Origin of the sequence: Streptomyces sp. SM11, assembly GCF_002910905.1 — a bacterium.
Classification (GTDB): domain Bacteria; phylum Actinomycetota; class Actinomycetes; order Streptomycetales; family Streptomycetaceae; genus Streptomyces.
The window spans coordinates 1-15,591 of record NZ_NEUE01000177.1 but is presented as its reverse complement, the minus strand read 5'-3'; the positions used below and the strand labels follow the sequence as shown (position 1 = coordinate 15,591).

Annotated in this window: 15 protein-coding genes; 11 read left to right on the top strand and 4 right to left on the bottom strand. The window is 70.7% G+C overall.

Annotation, left to right across the window (positions count from 1 at the left end; genetic code table 11):
- Positions 1 to 510, bottom strand: coding sequence for a SigE family RNA polymerase sigma factor (locus B9S58_RS16105; protein ID WP_103532799.1), 510 nt, complete (start codon positions 508 to 510; stop codon positions 1 to 3).
- Positions 511 to 710: 200 nt separating this feature from the next.
- On the opposite strand from B9S58_RS16105, the gene B9S58_RS16100 reads away from it, so the two are divergent.
- Entirely contained in the window at positions 711 to 1,403 is a 693-nt protein-coding gene (locus B9S58_RS16100; RefSeq protein WP_103532798.1) for a demethylmenaquinone methyltransferase, read from the top strand.
- A gap of 87 nt (positions 1,404 to 1,490) precedes the next feature.
- On the opposite strand, the gene B9S58_RS16095 is transcribed toward B9S58_RS16100, so the two are convergent.
- Positions 1,491 to 2,018 carry a GNAT family N-acetyltransferase gene (locus B9S58_RS16095; RefSeq protein ID WP_103532797.1) on the bottom strand — a complete coding sequence of 176 codons (528 nt, stop codon included), beginning with the start codon at positions 2,016 to 2,018 and terminating at the stop codon, positions 1,491 to 1,493.
- A 97-nt stretch (positions 2,019 to 2,115) separates the two neighbouring features.
- On the opposite strand from B9S58_RS16095, the gene B9S58_RS16090 reads away from it, so the two are divergent.
- Positions 2,116 to 3,399 carry a geranylgeranyl reductase family protein gene (locus tag B9S58_RS16090; protein WP_103532796.1) on the top strand — a complete coding sequence of 428 codons (1,284 nt, stop codon included), beginning with the start codon at positions 2,116 to 2,118 and terminating at the stop codon, positions 3,397 to 3,399.
- Here B9S58_RS16090 and B9S58_RS16085 read toward each other — a convergent pair.
- A complete protein-coding gene (locus B9S58_RS16085) occupies positions 3,365 to 4,633 on the bottom strand; it encodes an MFS transporter (RefSeq protein ID WP_103532795.1) in 1,269 nt (422 codons plus the stop codon). The two genes, B9S58_RS16090 and B9S58_RS16085, sit on opposite strands and share 35 nt — an antisense overlap.
- A gap of 616 nt (positions 4,634 to 5,249) precedes the next feature.
- Here B9S58_RS16085 and B9S58_RS38000 point away from each other — a divergent pair.
- On the top strand, positions 5,250 to 5,426 hold the full coding sequence (locus B9S58_RS38000; RefSeq protein ID WP_181009329.1) for a hypothetical protein: 177 nt from the start codon (positions 5,250 to 5,252) through the stop codon (positions 5,424 to 5,426).
- 419 nt (positions 5,427 to 5,845) lie between these two features.
- The gene (locus B9S58_RS16075; protein WP_103532793.1) at positions 5,846 to 7,054 is read left to right on the top strand and encodes a Cmx/CmrA family chloramphenicol efflux MFS transporter; all 1,209 of its coding nucleotides are present in this window, start codon (positions 5,846 to 5,848) and stop codon (positions 7,052 to 7,054) included.
- Between the two features lies 1 nt (position 7,055).
- Here the strand turns inward: B9S58_RS16075 and B9S58_RS16070 are convergent, their stop codons facing one another.
- Positions 7,056 to 7,910, bottom strand: coding sequence for a C40 family peptidase (locus B9S58_RS16070; protein ID WP_103532792.1), 855 nt, complete (start codon positions 7,908 to 7,910; stop codon positions 7,056 to 7,058).
- An 899-nt stretch (positions 7,911 to 8,809) separates the two neighbouring features.
- Between B9S58_RS16070 and B9S58_RS16065 the strand changes: the two genes are divergently transcribed.
- From B9S58_RS16065 to B9S58_RS16035, 7 genes are all read left to right on the top strand, one after another.
- A complete protein-coding gene (locus B9S58_RS16065) occupies positions 8,810 to 9,169 on the top strand; it encodes an NADH-quinone oxidoreductase subunit A (protein ID WP_030579150.1) in 360 nt (119 codons plus the stop codon).
- Positions 9,170 to 9,187: 18 nt separating this feature from the next.
- Positions 9,188 to 9,742, top strand: a complete 555-nt coding sequence (locus B9S58_RS16060; RefSeq protein ID WP_018490715.1) for an NADH-quinone oxidoreductase subunit B family protein — start codon at positions 9,188 to 9,190, stop codon at positions 9,740 to 9,742.
- The gene (locus tag B9S58_RS16055) at positions 9,739 to 10,470 is read left to right on the top strand and encodes an NADH-quinone oxidoreductase subunit C (protein ID WP_103532791.1); all 732 of its coding nucleotides are present in this window, start codon (positions 9,739 to 9,741) and stop codon (positions 10,468 to 10,470) included. Before B9S58_RS16060 ends, B9S58_RS16055 begins: the two co-directional genes overlap by 4 nt.
- Positions 10,470 to 11,846 carry an NADH-quinone oxidoreductase subunit D gene (locus tag B9S58_RS16050; RefSeq protein ID WP_103532790.1) on the top strand — a complete coding sequence of 459 codons (1,377 nt, stop codon included), beginning with the start codon at positions 10,470 to 10,472 and terminating at the stop codon, positions 11,844 to 11,846. The genes B9S58_RS16055 and B9S58_RS16050 overlap by 1 nt, the downstream gene beginning before the upstream one ends.
- Positions 11,847 to 11,875: 29 nt before the next feature.
- Entirely contained in the window at positions 11,876 to 12,700 is an 825-nt protein-coding gene (gene nuoE / locus B9S58_RS16045) for an NADH-quinone oxidoreductase subunit NuoE (protein ID WP_103532789.1), read from the top strand.
- Positions 12,697 to 14,079: an NADH-quinone oxidoreductase subunit NuoF gene (gene nuoF, locus B9S58_RS16040; protein ID WP_181009328.1), complete on the top strand. Its 1,383-nt coding sequence runs from the start codon at positions 12,697 to 12,699 to the stop codon at positions 14,077 to 14,079. The genes nuoE and nuoF overlap by 4 nt, the downstream gene beginning before the upstream one ends.
- A partial coding sequence (locus B9S58_RS16035) for an NADH-quinone oxidoreductase subunit G (protein WP_146063516.1) occupies positions 14,076 to 15,591 on the top strand: 1,516 nt, incomplete at its 3' end. The genes nuoF and B9S58_RS16035, both read left to right, overlap by 4 nt.

The window sequence follows — 15,591 nt, the reverse complement described above, 5'->3', positions numbered from 1 at the left end:
TCAGCTTCCGGTGGAGTAGTGCTGGACGTCGCCCATCCGGGCGCGCAGTCGGACGAGTGAACGCGAGCACTGGCTCTTCACCGTGGACTCGCTGCACCGCAGCAGCGCGGCCACGGTCTCCACGCTCAGGTCGTCCCAGTAGCGCAGGACGACCATCGCCCGTGCCCGGGGCGGGAGTTCGGCGAGCAGGGCGAGCAGCGTGACCCGGAGGTCGGCGCCCGGGGCGGGATTGGGGTGCGGGCGGGGCGCGTTGCGGTGGTGGGCGAGCAGATCGGTGACGGTGCGCCGGCGTTCGGCCACGAAGGTGCGGACGAGCACGGTCCTGGCGTAGGCGTCGAGGTTGTCCGCCCGGCTCGCCCTGCGCCAGTGCTGGAACAGCTTGGCGAGGGTCGTCTGCGTCAGGTCCTGCGCGCACTCGACGTCTCCGCACAGCAGGTAGGCCGTCCGGTACAGCCGGCGTTGCCCGGTCCGGGCGTACGCCTCGAACGCGGCGCACTCGCCGTCCGCCATGGCGGGCTCCGCCCCTGCCGGCATCCGTAGTCCCCTCTCCGCGCCTCCCACCCCTTACAGAGCACCCGTGTGCCGAAAAGGTTGAAGAGAAGTGAAGATCAGTTCGAACCCCTGCGCGCCGGCCCCGCCGGGTGCGAAGCGCCGCAGGAGCCTACGCCCTCCGGTGCGGCTCACCGGCGCGGGGCTGCTTGAATGGACGGGTGACCCGAGCCTCCCTGGAAAAGCAGCCGCACGAAGTCGCCTCGATGTTCGACGGTGTGGCGGCCAACTACGACCTGACCAACGACGTGATCTCGCTCGGCCAGGCCCGGCTGTGGCGCAAGGCCGTCGCCCAGGCGGTCGACGCCCGCCCCGCGCAGAAGATCCTGGACCTGGCGGCCGGTACGGCGACCTCCTCGCAGCCCTTCGTGAAGGCGGGTGCCTATGTCGTGCCGTGCGACTTCTCGCTCGGCATGCTCAAGGTCGGCAAGGAGCGCCACCCGTGGATGCCGTTCACCGCGGGCGACGGCATGAGGCTGCCGTTCAAGGACGAGACGTTCGACACCGTGACGATCTCCTTCGGGCTGCGCAACATCCAGGACACCGAGGTCGTGCTGCGCGAGCTGTACCGGGTGACGAAGCCCGGCGGGCGGGTCGTGATCTGCGAGTTCTCCCAGCCGGCCTGGACCCCGTTCCGCACGGTCTACACGGAGTACCTGATGCGGGCGATCCCGCCGGCCGCCCGCGCGGTGTCCTCCAACCCGGACGCGTACGTCTATCTCGCCGAGTCGATCCGGGACTGGCCCGACCAGCCCGCCCTCGCCGCACTGCTCCAGAAGGCCGGCTGGTCGAAGGTCGCCTGGCGCAACCTGACCGGCGGCGTGGTGGCCCTGCACCGGGCCACCCGCGCCTGACGTCCGGGTAAGCCTGACGTCCGGGTAAGCCCGACGTCCGGGTAAGCCCGACGTCCGGGTAAAGGGCCCCGGACTACCGCCCCGGGGTCACAGCTCCAGCCGGAAGCAGACGGCCTCCTGGCCGCGCGGAGTGGCGTACGACTCGGCCCGCCGCATCCCGAGCCGTTCCGCGACCGCCGCCGACCGAGTGTTGCGTGAGTGGACCATCGCGACCACCTCGCCCGCCCCCGCCGCCCGCAGCCGCTCCAGCGTGGTGCGGGCGGCGGCGGTCGCGTACCCGCGTCCCCACGCCTCCCGCCCCAGCCGCCAGCCGATCTCGGTCGCGCCGACCGGCCCGTAATGGGTGTGCGGCCACGGCTGCGCCCCGGTGAAGCCGAGGACGGCGTGCTCCTCGTCCGTGACGGTCCACAGGCAGTAGCCCAGCTCCGCGTCGTGCCGCCGCTGGCGCGCGGTGAGCTCCTCGTACGCGGAGAGCTCCGCGCTGCGCCCGCCGAAGAACTCCATCACCTGCGGGTCGTCGAAGAGCCGGTGCCAGGTCAGGGCGTCCTCGTCGGTCGGTACACGGAGGTGGACGGCGGGGGCCGAAGCAGGGGGTGTGACGGGTGCTGTCGACATGAGGGAGCCCTTCGGAGGGTTGGTTCGCAGGCCCCCATAGACTGCACGGGACATGTGCCGCGCGGCACGCGAATTCGAGTCTTCGGGAGATCCGACCGTGACCGAGCCCCTCTCCGAGCACAGCGCGGACGTGATCGTCGTCGGGGCGGGCCCAGCCGGCTCCACGACCGCGTACTACCTCGCCAAGGCCGGACTCGACGTCCTGCTCCTGGAGAAGACCGCCTTCCCCCGGGAGAAGGTCTGCGGCGACGGACTTACGCCCCGCGCCACGAAACAGCTCGTCTCCATGGGGATCGACATCTCCGAGGAGGCGGGCTGGCTGCGCAACAAGGGCCTGCGGATCATCGGCGGCGGCGTGCGGCTCCAGCTGGACTGGCCGGACCTCGCCTCCTACCCGGACTACGGTCTGGTCCGCAAGCGCGACGACTTCGACGAGCAGCTGGCCCGGCAGGCGCAGAAGGCCGGCGCCCGGCTGTACGAGCGCTGCAACGTGGGCGCCCCCATCAAGGACGAGCGCACCGGCCGTATCACCGGCGTCGAGGCGAAGATCGGCGAGGAGAAGACCCCGGTCACCTTCCATGCCCCGCTCGTCGTCGCCGCCGACGGCAATTCCACCCGGCTCTCCCTGGCGATGGGCCTGCACCGCCGCGAGGACCGCCCCATGGGCGTCGCCGTGCGGACCTACTTCACCTCGCCCCGCCACGACGACGACTACCTGGAGTCCTGGCTGGAACTGTGGGACAAGCGCGGCGCCGAGGACCGGCTGCTGCCCGGCTACGGCTGGATCTTCGGCATGGGCGACGGCACCTCCAACGTGGGCCTCGGCATCCTCAACTCCTCCTCCGCCTTCAAGGAGCTGGACTGGCGCGAGGTCCTCAAGGCCTGGTGCGCCTCGATGCCGGAGGACTGGGGCTACACCCCGGAGAACATGACGACGCCGATCCGGGGCGCGGCCCTCCCGATGGCCTTCAACCGCCAGCCGCACTACACCAAGGGCCTCCTGCTCGTCGGTGACGCGGGCGGCATGGTCAACCCGTTCAACGGCGAAGGCATCGCGTACGCCATGGAGTCGGGCCAGATCGCGGCCGACGTGATCGTCCAGGCCCACGCCCGCGCCACCCCCGCCCAGCGCGAACTGGCCCTGAACAACTACCCGAAGGTGCTCAAGGAGACCTACGGCGGCTACTACACCATGGGCCGCGCCTTCGTGAAGCTGATCGGCAACCCGAAGGTCATGAAGGTCGCCACCCAGCGCGGCCTGACCCACCCGCTGCTGATGAAGTTCACCCTGAAGATGCTGGCCAACCTGACCGACCCGCAGGGCGGCGACGCGATGGACCGCATCATCAACGGCCTGTCGAAGGTGGCCCCGAAGGCCTGAGGCCGGCCGGGACGGGCCCCGGTGAGGTCGGGCGGCTCCGCTCCGCCCACCGCACCGCCGGGCCCATGCCCAGGCCCGCCGCGAGGAACAGCACTCCGAGCAGCAGCCAGCCGGGGACTCCCCAGGAGAGGATCAGCGCGGTCAGCACCAGGGGCCCGAGCATCCTGGCCACGGGAACCCCCGCCCCGAAGAGGCCCTGGTACTGCCCCTGCCGTCCCGCCGGGGCCAGCTCGAAGCTGATCTGCCAGGCTCCCGCCGACTGCCGCATCTCGCCCCACACCTGGAGCCCGGCGGCGAGCAGCAGGACCGCGAACAGCACCCACAGCGGCGCGTCGAGCGCGGTGCACGCGAAGGCCGCGCAGGAGGCCAGCATCAAGGCCCCGCCGCTTCGCACGGTGCGTACGGCGCTCGGCAGATCACGTACGACGGACGCCGTGCGGACCTGGAAGAGCATCACGGCACCGGTGTTGAGCACCAGGAGCGCCGAAACGGTCCAGCCGGGGGCGGCGGTGCGTCCGGCGATCCAGAGCGGGATGACCAGGCTGATCAGCGGCATCCGGAGCAGCATGATCATGTTGAGCAGGGCGACGAGAGCGTACGGCCGGTCCCGCAGGACGGTCGGATCGGTGCCGCGCTCCGGTGCGCTCCTGTCGGCGCGGGCCGGCTCCGGAAGGCGTGCGAACAGCAGCGCGCACCCCACGAACGCGACGGCGTCCAGGGCCAGGGCGGCGAGATAGGCGCCGGCCGTACCGATGTGCAGGGCCACTCCGCCGAGGGCCGCCCCCAGCGCCAGGCCCGCGTTGAGGGCCGACTGGAGATGGGCCAGGACGCCGGTCCGCCCGTCCCGGTCCACGAGCCCGGCCAGCAGCGACTGCCGGGCGGCGGCGAGCCCGCACTGCGCGGTCGCGTAGGCGCAGGCCGCCAGGACGAACGGGAGAAAGGACCGCACCGCGAGGAAGGCGGTCACGGAGACCGCCGTGGCGAGGGCCAGCCCAATGGCGGTCCGCCGCGGTCCGTGACGGTCGGCGAGGTGCCCGAGCGGCACCCCCGCGACCGCTCCCACGCCCCACGCGACCGTCAGCCCGAGCCCGATCTCGGCCGCCGAGAGGCCGACCACCTGCGAGAAGTACAGCGCGGAACAGACGTAGTAGGCCCCGTCGCCGAGCGAGTTGACCAACTGGGCCAGGGCCAGACCGCGTGCCGGACCGGCGGCGGGAATCCATCGTGCGGGCATGACCATTCCGTCCCGGACGCGTGACATGGGCAGCCACCTGCGCCGGTTCCGAATCTAGGCGGGTGATTGGCCCTGGCTGTAGGCCACTTGAGGGCTGTGTGTCTGGGCCAATGGCGGCGCCTGGCCTCCGCCCGCCGACAGACGGCGCCGGTCTCCCCGCCCGTTCCCGCCCCGCGCGTGCGCTCGTAGCGGCGGGCCGCCGGGGCCCGGTTGCCGCAGGAGGGCTCGCACCACTCCTGCCGGGGCGGGCCCAGCCCCGCCCGACGGACCGGGGCCGCCCGACGGACCGGGGCCGGCCGACGGACCGGGGCCGCCCGCCGGGCCCGGCGTTCCACGTCCTGGGCGAGGACCGGCGGCCGACCACGTACATCCGCGTCGTCCCCTGGCGCCCCCCGATCCGCCGGGCACCCCCTAATCCTCAGCCCCGCGGGTGATCGTGTGCGATGATTTGCGCGCCCCCCGGTCGTCGGCAGTCCGGACCGGCCGGTGCCCGCCCCGCCCCTAGCGGCGGCACGCGGTGCGCACCACTTTCTTGACGCACGCTCACATCGCACGCAGGCCAGCGGGGTACGGACCAAGCCGATACAGCGCTGCTCGACCCCAAGGACAGACAGCCATGACCACCGCCTCCCTGCCCCAGCACCACGGCCTCTTCCTGGAGCCCCGCTTCGCCGTGGACCCGACCGCGACGGACGACGACGAGGACTTCGACGCCCCGTACGACGCGCCGCCCGCGCCCACCAGCTCGGCCAAGGAGCCGGAGCGGACGAACCGCCGCCCCCGTCGCCGCTGATCCGGACGACGGCCCTCCGGCTCACCGGTTCCTCCAGCCCTCCCGCCGGGAAAACCCCTGGAGGCTCCGCCGCCCGGCCGGTAGGCTCCCTTCCCATGGCCTGCCCCGAGTCCGACAGACTCCGGCCACCGGTGCGCCGGTGGCCGTGTTCGTGCTGAGCGTCGTCGACTGACCCCTCGGGTCACCGGCCACCTCCCGTACGGTTCCACGCCCGCCGGATCACCGCGGGCACGGGCCGTTTCCCCCTCGCGTACGCGCTGAAGCACCGCCGTACGCGGGGTTCGTGCCACCGGCAGATCACCGCCGGGCACTTCTTCGCGCCGCCCCGCCGGACCTCCGGCGGGCGTCCACGCGGCCCGTATCCCCGCATTCCGGCCTGTCTGTCCATCCGACGGTTCCGTCCAAGGGGCTACTCACCCATGCCACTCGCCGTCCACGTCCTCGGACTCGCGGTCTTCGCCCAGGGCACCTCCGAGTTCATGCTGTCCGGGCTTCTCTCGGGCATCGCCGCCGACCTCGACGTCTCCCTCTCCGCCGCCGGTCTCCTCACCTCCGCCTTCGCCGTCGGGATGGTCGTCGGCGCACCCCTCATGGCGCTCTCCAGCCGCACCTGGCCCCGCCGCCGTGCCCTGCTCCTCTTCCTCGCCGTGTTCGTCGCCGTCCACGTCGTCGGCGCTCTCACTCCGAGCTACGGCGTGCTCCTCGCGACCCGTTTCGTCGGAGCCCTCGCCAACGCGGGCTTCTGGGCGGTGGCTCTGACGACGGCCGTCGCGATGGTCCCCGACCGGCTGAAGGGCCGGGCCACCGCCGTGGTGGTCGGCGGAGTGACGATCGCCTGTGTGGTGGGCGTGCCGGCCGGCGCGGTGCTGGGGGAGCGCTGGGGGTGGCGGTCGGCCTTCTGGGCGGTCGCGATCGTCTCGCTGCCCGCCGTCCTCGCCGTCCTGCGCTCCATTCCGGGCGGCCGGGGCACGGACGTGGGCACCGCTCCCGTACCCGTACGGGACGAACTGCGGGCGCTGACCGGCCCCCGGCTGCGGCCGACCCTGCTCACGATGGCTCTGGTGCAGGGGGCGACCTTCTGCACGTTCTCCTACCTGGAGCCGCTCCTCACCCGGGAGACGGGCCTGGGCGCGGGGTGGGTGCCGGTGTCCCTGGCGCTCTTCGGGGCGGGCTCGTTCGCCGGGGTCACGGTGGCGGGCCGGTTCGCCGACGCCCGCCCGGCCGCCCTCGTCGCCACGGGCATGACGGCTCTCGCCCTCGGCTGGGCCGCGCTCGCCCTGACGGCGGGGAGCCCGGTGCTCGCCCTGGCCCTGATCCCGCTCCTCGGCATGCTCGCCTTCGGTACGGGCACCGCCCTGATCACCCGGGTCCTGGGCCTCGCCCCCGGGGCCCCGACGCTGGCCGGAGCCTTCTCGACGACCGCGTTCAACCTGGGGGCGGCGGTGGGCCCGTGGGCGGGCGGCCTGGCGTTGGACGGTGGGCTCGGCTACCGGGCGCCGGTCTGGGTGAGCGCCCTGCTGATGATCCTGGCGTCGCTGGTCGCCGCGACGACGGCGAAGGGCCGCCGCCCCCGAGCGGGGGAGCGGCGGCCCTCAGCCGTGCACCGGAGCGCCCGCGGGCGCTTGTGAATCAGAGAACGCGGACCGCGCCGGTCGGCCGGTCGTAGTCCATGGAGCGCTGCACCGTGCCGGTGCTGGAGTTCTGCGCACCGACGAACTGGCCGCCGCCGACGTAGATCGCGACGTGGTAGGCGCTGCCCGCGTTACCCCAGTAGAGGATGTCGCCGGGCTGGAGGTTGTTGAGGGAGACCTGGGTGCCGGCGGTCGACTGGGACTGCGAGACGCGCGGCAGGTCGATGCCTGCCGTGCGGTACGCGGCCTGGACCAGGCCGGAGCAGTCCCACGCGTTGGGGCCGGTGCCGCCGGAGACGTACGCGTCGCCGACCTGGGCCTTGGCGAACGCCACGATGGAGGCGGCGGAACCGCTCACGTTCGAGGAGGAGGAAGAGGGGGCGGAGGCGGAGCTGCCCGAGGAGTTGGAGGAGGCGCTGAGCGTCGTGCGCTCGGTGGTCCGGGAGGCGCGCTCGGCGCGCTCCTCCGCCTGGGCCTTGGCCTCGGCCTCCGCCTTGGCCTTCGCGGCGGCCTCGGCCTTCTTCTTGGCCTCGGCCTTGCGGACGGCCTCGGCGTGGGCCTTCTTGGCCGTCTTCGCGGCCTTCTCGGCCGCGGCGTCCTCCGCGGCCTGCGTCTCCAGGTCGAGGGCGACCTGCTGGGTGGCCTGAGCGGAGGCGGCCACAGCGGTGGAGAAGCCGGACGTGATCGTGGGCATCTCGATCGTCTGGGTCACCGGCTCGGCCTGGGCCGGACCGGCGGCACCCGCGACCGCGATGGTGCTGAGGACGCCACCGGCAACTCCGGCTCGCAGTGCCGACTTCGAGGCGCTCTGGCGGGGCTTCCGGTGGCTGGGTATGTGAGCGGTGTGGGACATGGGTACTAGCGCTATCAGGGCGGTAGGGGTCCCATCAAGAAACGTGTGTTGCGACACAGTTACGTTCGGAATCTGTGAATCCGCTTTCTGGGCGCCTTTATTGACGCCGTAACGGGCAAATCGGGCGACCGCCATCAGGCCCGTGATCACTGCCTTTCGGTAATACGCCCGAATTGCCCGTCACTTACCATCCGTTCACACTGATGGCCAAGCCCGGCTTTCCGGGGTGTGGAGCGGAGTGGCGCAGGTCACAGTGTGAGTCCGCTGGGACGGGCAACCCTCGCGGCCGCGATCCGCGTGGGCGCCCGCGGTCAACCGCGGTCAACCGCGGTCAACCGCGGTCGCCCCGTCGCCGGAGGTATCCCGTCCGCTCGACTCCGCTCGCGCGCCGAGTCGCGCGGGCGGGTTGCCTCCGGTGCGGCGGAGGGTGCGGCTCGGGCCGGAGTCCGGGGAGTCTCCGGGTGCTCGATCCGGAAGTTCGTGAATGCGTGCACACGTCCCCATCGCCCCCCGCCGCCCCTCGTCCGGGTGAGCGTCGAGGTCGACCGGAGCCTTTATCACGCTCGTGCGGTCCATCGCCAATTTGCTTGTACAGGCCGTCGATTGATAGCGCCGCACGTCTTTGACCAGCGGTAACACCGTCGAATGTCACGTCTCGTGATCACTCGGCCGCTTCGCGTGTGAAGGTCACCGCTCATACGACTTCATGATCCTTCGTCAGGTGGTGGAGATCACAAAGCCGTTGTCGTACCCCGTGTCGCAGATCACAGGGGACCGGGCATAGGATGCGGGGCAGTCGGGCTTGTGAACTGCCTCACATGTGCACGATCTTGGTGAGGTGGCGAGCCGGTCGCCCGATGCGGTCCAAAGGTCAAGGACGACTGGAAGGAGCGAGGAGCGTGAATGCCTACGCGCCCATCCTCGTGCTCGGCGCCCTCGGGGCAGGGTTTGCGATCTTCTCCGTGGTCATGGCCACGCTTATCGGCCCCAAGCGCTACAACCGGGCAAAGCTCGAAGCGTACGAGTGCGGTATCGAACCCACCCCGACTCCGGTCGGAGGCGGCCGCTTTCCCATCAAGTACTACCTGACGGCGATGCTTTTCATCGTCTTCGACATCGAGATCGTCTTCCTCTATCCCTGGGCGGTCTCCTTCGACGCCCTGGGGATCTTCGGGCTCGTGGAGATGCTGCTCTTCGTGCTCACCGTCTTCGTCGCCTACGCGTATGTGTGGCGTCGCGGCGGCCTGGAATGGGACTGAGGGGCTGAGGGGCACACCATGGGACTCGAAGAAAAACTGCCGAGCGGCTTCGTTCTGACCACGGTCGAGCAGGCCGCGGGCTGGGTGCGGAAGTCCTCCGTCTTCCCGGCCACGTTCGGACTGGCCTGCTGCGCCATCGAGATGATGACGACCGGCGCGGGCCGCTACGACCTGGCCCGGTTCGGGATGGAGGTCTTCCGCGGATCGCCGCGCCAGGCGGACCTGATGATCGTCGCGGGGCGGGTGAGCCAGAAGATGGCGCCCGTCCTGCGGCAGGTCTACGACCAGATGCCGAATCCCAAGTGGGTCATTTCCATGGGGGTTTGCGCGTCATCAGGCGGAATGTTCAATAATTACGCCATTGTGCAGGGTGTTGATCATATTGTCCCGGTCGATATCTATTTGCCGGGTTGTCCGCCCCGCCCCGAGATGTTGCTGGACGCCATCCTCAAGCTCCACCAGAAGATCCAGGACGGCAAACTCGGGGTCAACGCGGAGGAGGCCGCCCGAGAGGCGGAGGAAGCGGCCCTCAAGGCACTGCCCCTGATCGAGATGAAGGGGCTGCTGCGGTGACCGAGAACACCGGCGCGAACGGCGACGAGCACAACGGCAAAGCCGTACCCGCCCCGCGCGACACCGGCGGCGAGGTCATCCGCGTCCGCAAGGGCATGTTCGGCGCGAACAACGGCGGCGACACCTCCGGCTACGGCGGTCTCGTCCGCACCGTCACCCTGCCGGGAGCCGCCTCCCGGCCGTACGGCGGCTGGTTCGACGAGGTGGCCGACGAGCTCGAAGGGGCCCTGGAGGAACAGGACCTGCTTCCCGGGAACGCCATCGAGAAGACGGTCGTCGACCGCGACGAGCTGACCTTCCACATCGCCCGCGAGCACCTGGTCCAGGTCGCCCGCACCCTGCGCGACGACCCCGCCCTGCGCTTCGAGCTCTGTACGGGCGTGAGCGGCGTCCACTTCCTGGGCGACAAGGGCCGCGAGCTGCACGCCGTCTACCACCTGCGCTCCCTCACCCACGGCCGGCTGATCCGGCTGGAGGTGTCCGCACCGGACAGCGACCCGCACATCCCGTCGCTCGTCGAGCTCTACCCGACCAACGACTGGCACGAGCGCGAGGCGTACGACTTCTTCGGGATCGTCTTCGACGGGCACCCGGCCCTGACCCGGATCATGATGCCGGACGACTGGCAGGGCTTCCCGCAGCGCAAGGACTACCCGCTCGGCGGCATCGCCGTCGAGTACAAGGGCGCCCAGATCCCGGCTCCTGACCAGCGGAGGTCGTACTCCTGATGACCACTCCCCACTCCCACCCGTCGCCCGGCCACCGCCCCTCATCGAGTCCCTCCGGGACACCCCTTGCGGATCCCCGTGCCACGACCGAGGGGACGGTATATACAGTCACCGGCGGCGACTGGGACGAGGTCGTCGAATCCGCGGTGAAGTCCGACGACGAGCGCATCATCGTCAACATGGGCCCCCAGCACCCGTCCACGCACGGCGTGCTGCGCCTCATCCTGGAGATCGACGGCGAGACCGTCACCGAGGCCCGCTGCGGCATCGGCTACCTCCACACCGGCATCGAGAAGAACCTCGAATTCCGCAACTGGACGCAGGGCACCACCTTCGTCACGCGGATGGACTACCTGACACCGTTCTTCAACGAGACGGCGTACTGCCTGGGCGTCGAGAAGCTTCTCGGCATCGAGGACCAGATCCCCGACCGGGCCACCGTCCTGCGCGTGCTGCTGATGGAGCTCAACCGGCTCGCCTCGCACCTGGTGTGCATCGCCACCGGCGGCATGGAGCTCGGCGCGACCACGATCATGATCTACGGCTTCCGCGATCGTGAACTGGTTCTCGACCTCTTCGAGCTCTTCACCGGACTCCGGATGAACCACGCGTTCGTCCGCCCCGGCGGCCTCGCCCAGGACCTGCCCCCGGGCGCGGTCGACCAGCTGCGCGAGTTCATCAAGACCATGAAGAAGAACCTGCCGGAGTACGACAAGCTCGCCACCGGCAACCCCATCTTCAAGGCCCGCATGAAGGACGTCGGCTACCTCGACCTCACCGGCTGCATGGCGCTCGGCGCCACCGGCCCGGTGCTGCGCTCCGCCGGACTCCCGCACGACCTCCGCAAGAGCGACCCGTACTGCGGCTACGAGACCTACGACTTCGACGTCCCGACCACCGACACCTGCGACTCCTACGGACGCTTCCTCATCCGCCTGGAGGAGATGCGCCAGTCCCTGCGCATCATCGAGCAGTGCATCGACCGCCTGGAGCCGGGGCCGGTCATGGTCGCCGACAAGAAGATCGCCTGGCCCGCCCAGCTCGCCCTGGGCCCCGACGGACTCGGCAACTCCCTCGACCACATCAGGAACATCATGGGCACCTCCATGGAAGCCCTGATCCACCACTTCAAGCTGGTGACCGAGGGCTTCCGGGTCCCCGCCGGACAGACGTACACCGCCGTCGAGTCCCCCAAGGGCGAACTCGGCGTGCACGTCGTCTCCGACGGCGGCACCCGCCCCTACCGGGTCCACTTCCGCGACCCGTCCTTCACCAACCTGCAGGCCATGGCGGCGATGTGCGAAGGCGGCCAGGTCGCCGACGTCATCGTCGCCGTCGCGTCCATCGACCCCGTGATGGGAGGCGTCGACCGGTGACCACATCACGCCAAGACGTCAGTCTGGGGATGCCGCAGCTCCCCGCCACCCCCTACCCGGCCGAGGTGCGCGCCCGGCTCGACGCGGACGCGAAGGAGGTGCTCGCCCGCTACCCCGGCAGCCGCTCCGCCCTCCTGCCGCTGCTGCACCTCGTGCAGTCCGAGGAGGGATACGTCTCCCGTACGGGCATGGCCTTCTGCGCCGAGACGCTCGACCTCACCACCGCCGAGGTCACCGCCGTCGCGACCTTCTACTCCATGTACCGGCGCAGGGCCGGCGGCGACTACCAGGTCGGCGTCTGCACCAACACCCTGTGCGCGGTCATGGGCGGCGACGCCATCTTCGACACGCTCAAGGAACACCTCGGCGTCGGCAACAACGAGACCACCGACGACGGCAAGGTCACCCTCGAACACATCGAGTGCAACGCCGCCTGCGACTTCGCGCCCGTCGTGATGGTCAACTGGGAGTTCTTCGACAACCAGACGCCCCAGAGCGCCACGCGGCTCGTCGACGACCTGATCGCCGGCCGCACCGTCGAGCCGACCCGGGGCGCGCCGATCTGCTCGTACAAGGACACCGCCCGGATCCTGGCCGGCTTCCCCGACGAGCGTCCCGGCGCCGTCGAGGCGACCGGCGGCGCGGGCGCCGCCTCCCTCGTCGGGCTGAAGCTCGCCAAGGGCGAGGCGCTCCCGAAGGCGCGCGTGGTCTCCCCGCGCGCCGGTCAGCCCCAGGACACGCAGCCGCACGACCCTTCGCCGTCCGAACACCTCAGCTCGCACGACGCACCACAGAAGACCTCGGCCTCCGACCCGGAGCACCCGGCCGGGCCCACAGCCGAGGAGGGGGAGTGATGACCTTGGCCGCCGAGATCGACCACAACGGGACGAGCCCCGAGAAGCTGCTCGCACCCGTCCTCTCCGCCTTCTGGGACCAGCCCGAATCCTGGACCCTGGACACCTACCGCCGCCACGAGGGCTACGAGGGGCTGCGCAAGGCACTCGCCATGGACCCCGACGACCTCATCGCGTACGTCAAGGACTCCGGTCTGCGCGGACGCGGCGGCGCCGGCTTCCCCACCGGGATGAAGTGGCAGTTCATCCCGCAGGGCGATGGCAAACCGCACTATCTGGTGGTCAACGCCGACGAGTCGGAGCCGGGGACCTGCAAGGACATCCCGCTCCTGTTCGCGAACCCGCACAGCCTCATCGAGGGCATCGTGATCGCCTGTTACGCGATCCGTTCGTCGCACGCGTTCATCTATCTGCGCGGTGAGGTCGTCCCCGTGCTGCGACGACTGCACGAGGCCGTACGAGAGGCGTACGAGGCGGGCTATCTGGGGACGAACATCCTGGGTTCAGGACTCGATCTGGAACTCACGGTGCACGCGGGCGCCGGTGCGTACATCTGTGGTGAGGAAACCGCGCTGCTCGACTCTCTCGAAGGACGGCGTGGCCAGCCCCGGCTGCGCCCCCCCTTCCCCGCGGTCGCCGGTCTGTACGCCTGCCCCACTGTGGTGAACAACGTCGAGTCCATCGCCTCGGTTCCCGCGATCCTGAACAGGGGCAAGGACTGGTTCAAGTCGATGGGCAGCGAGAAGTCCCCGGGCTTCACGCTCTACTCGCTCAGCGGCCATGTCACCAGCCCCGGCCAGTACGAGGCCCCGCTCGGCATCACCCTGCGCCAGCTCCTCGACATGAGCGGCGGCATCCGGGCCGGACACCGCCTGAAGTTCTGGACGCCGGGCGGCTCCTCCACCCCGATGTTCACCGAGGAGCACCTCGACGTCCCCCTCGACTACGAGGGCGTCGGCGCCGCCGGGTCCATGCTCGGCACCAAGGCGCTCCAGTGCTTCGACGAGACGACCTGCGTCGTGCGGGCCGTCACCCGCTGGACCGAGTTCTACGCCCACGAGTCCTGCGGCAAGTGCACACCCTGCCGCGAAGGCACGTACTGGCTGGTCCAGTTGCTCCGTGACATCGAGGCCGGCAACGGCGAGATGGCCGACCTCGACAAGCTCAACGACATCGCCGACAACATCAACGGCAAGTCGTTCTGCGCGCTCGGCGACGGCGCCGCCTCGCCGATCTTCTCCTCGCTCAAGTACTTCCGCGAGGAGTACGAGCAACACATCACGGGCAAGGGCTGCCCCTTCGATCCCGCCCGGTCCACGGCCTGGGCCGACGACAAGAACACCGACGGCAAGAACGCTCACCGGGGGGTGAACGCATGACAGTCACCACGAGTGCGCCCTCCGGGGGCGGCGAGGCGGCGATCCCGCCCGAGGACCTGGTCACGCTGACCATCGACGGCATCGAGATCAGCGTCCCGAAGGGGACTCTGGTCATCCGCGCCGCCGAACTCCTCGGCATCGAGATCCCGCGCTTCTGCGACCACCCGCTCCTCGACCCCGCGGGCGCCTGCCGCCAGTGCATCGTCGAGGTCGAGGGCCAGCGCAAGCCGATGGCCTCCTGCACCATCACCTGCACCGACGGCATGGTCGTCAAGTCGCAGATCACCTCCCCTGTCGCCGAGAAGGCGCAGAAGGGAGTGATGGAGCTGCTGCTGATCAACCATCCGCTGGACTGCCCCGTCTGCGACAAGGGCGGCGAATGCCCCCTCCAGAACCAGGCGATGTCGCACGGCGGCGCCGACTCCCGCTTCGACGGCAAGAAGCGGACCTTCGAGAAGCCCGTCCCGATCTCCACCCAGGTGCTGCTGGACCGCGAGCGGTGCGTGCTCTGCGCGCGCTGCACCCGGTTCTCCAACCAGGTGGCGGGCGACCCGATGATCGAGCTGATCGAGCGCGGCGCGCTCCAGCAGGTCGGCACCGGCGAGGGCGACCCCTTCGAGTCGTACTTCTCCGGCAACACCATCCAGATCTGCCCGGTCGGCGCGCTGACCTCGGCGGCGTACCGGTTCCGCTCCCGCCCCTTCGACCTGGTCTCCACCCCCTCGGTGTGCGAGCAGTGCGCGGGCGGCTGCTCGACCCGGACCGACCACCGGCGCGGCAAGGTCATGCGACGCCTCGCGGCCAACGAGCCCGAGGTCAACGAGGAGTGGCTCTGCGACAAGGGGCGGTTCGGCTTCCGTTACGCCCAGCAGCGCGACCGGCTCACCACCCCGCTGGTCCGCAACGCCGAAGGCGTCCTGGAACCGGCGAGCTGGCCCGAGGCACTGGCGGCCGCGGCGGCCGGTCTCCTCGCAGCCCGCGGCCGTACCGGTGTCCTGACCGGCGGCCGGCTGACCGTCGAGGACGCCTACGCGTACAGCAAGTTCGCCCGGGTCGCCCTCGACACCAACGACATCGACTTCCGCTCCCGGGTCCACAGCGCCGAGGAGGCCGACTTCCTGGCCGCCCGGGTCGCCGGACGCGGCCGGGACCTGGACGGCGAGGGGGTCACGTACACCGCGCTGGAGAAGGCCCCCGCGGTCCTGCTCGTCGGGTTCGAGTCCGAGGAGGAGGCGCCCGGCGTCTTCCTGCGGCTGCGCAAGGCCCACCGCAAGAGCGGCCAGCGGACCTTCGCGCTCGCCTCGCACGCCACCCGGGGCCTGGTGAAGGCGGGCGGCACCCTGCTGCCCGCCGCCCCCGGCACCGAGACCGAGTGGCTGGACGCGCTCGCGGGCGGCGTCGGCCTGGAGGCGGAAGGGGCGGCCGCCGCCGAGGCGCTCCGCGCCGAGCACTCCCTGATCATCGTCGGCGAGCGGCTCGCCGGAGTGCCCGGCGCGCTGTCCGCCGCCGTCC

Coding starts and splice junctions, on each gene's coding strand:
- nuoE (WP_103532789.1), top strand. CDS start 11,876: ATGCCGCAGCTCCCCGCCACCCCCTACCCGGCCGAGGTGCGCGCCCGG.
- B9S58_RS16050 (WP_103532790.1), top strand. CDS start 10,470: ATGACCACTCCCCACTCCCACCCGTCGCCCGGCCACCGCCCCTCATCG.
- B9S58_RS16060 (WP_018490715.1), top strand. CDS start 9,188: ATGGGACTCGAAGAAAAACTGCCGAGCGGCTTCGTTCTGACCACGGTC.
- B9S58_RS16070 (WP_103532792.1), bottom strand. CDS start 7,910: ATGTCCCACACCGCTCACATACCCAGCCACCGGAAGCCCCGCCAGAGC.
- B9S58_RS38000 (WP_181009329.1), top strand. CDS start 5,250: ATGACCACCGCCTCCCTGCCCCAGCACCACGGCCTCTTCCTGGAGCCC.
- B9S58_RS16095 (WP_103532797.1), bottom strand. CDS start 2,018: ATGTCGACAGCACCCGTCACACCCCCTGCTTCGGCCCCCGCCGTCCAC.
- B9S58_RS16085 (WP_103532795.1), bottom strand. CDS start 4,633: ATGCCCGCACGATGGATTCCCGCCGCCGGTCCGGCACGCGGTCTGGCC.
- B9S58_RS16075 (WP_103532793.1), top strand. CDS start 5,846: ATGCCACTCGCCGTCCACGTCCTCGGACTCGCGGTCTTCGCCCAGGGC.
- B9S58_RS16105 (WP_103532799.1), bottom strand. CDS start 510: ATGGCGGACGGCGAGTGCGCCGCGTTCGAGGCGTACGCCCGGACCGGG.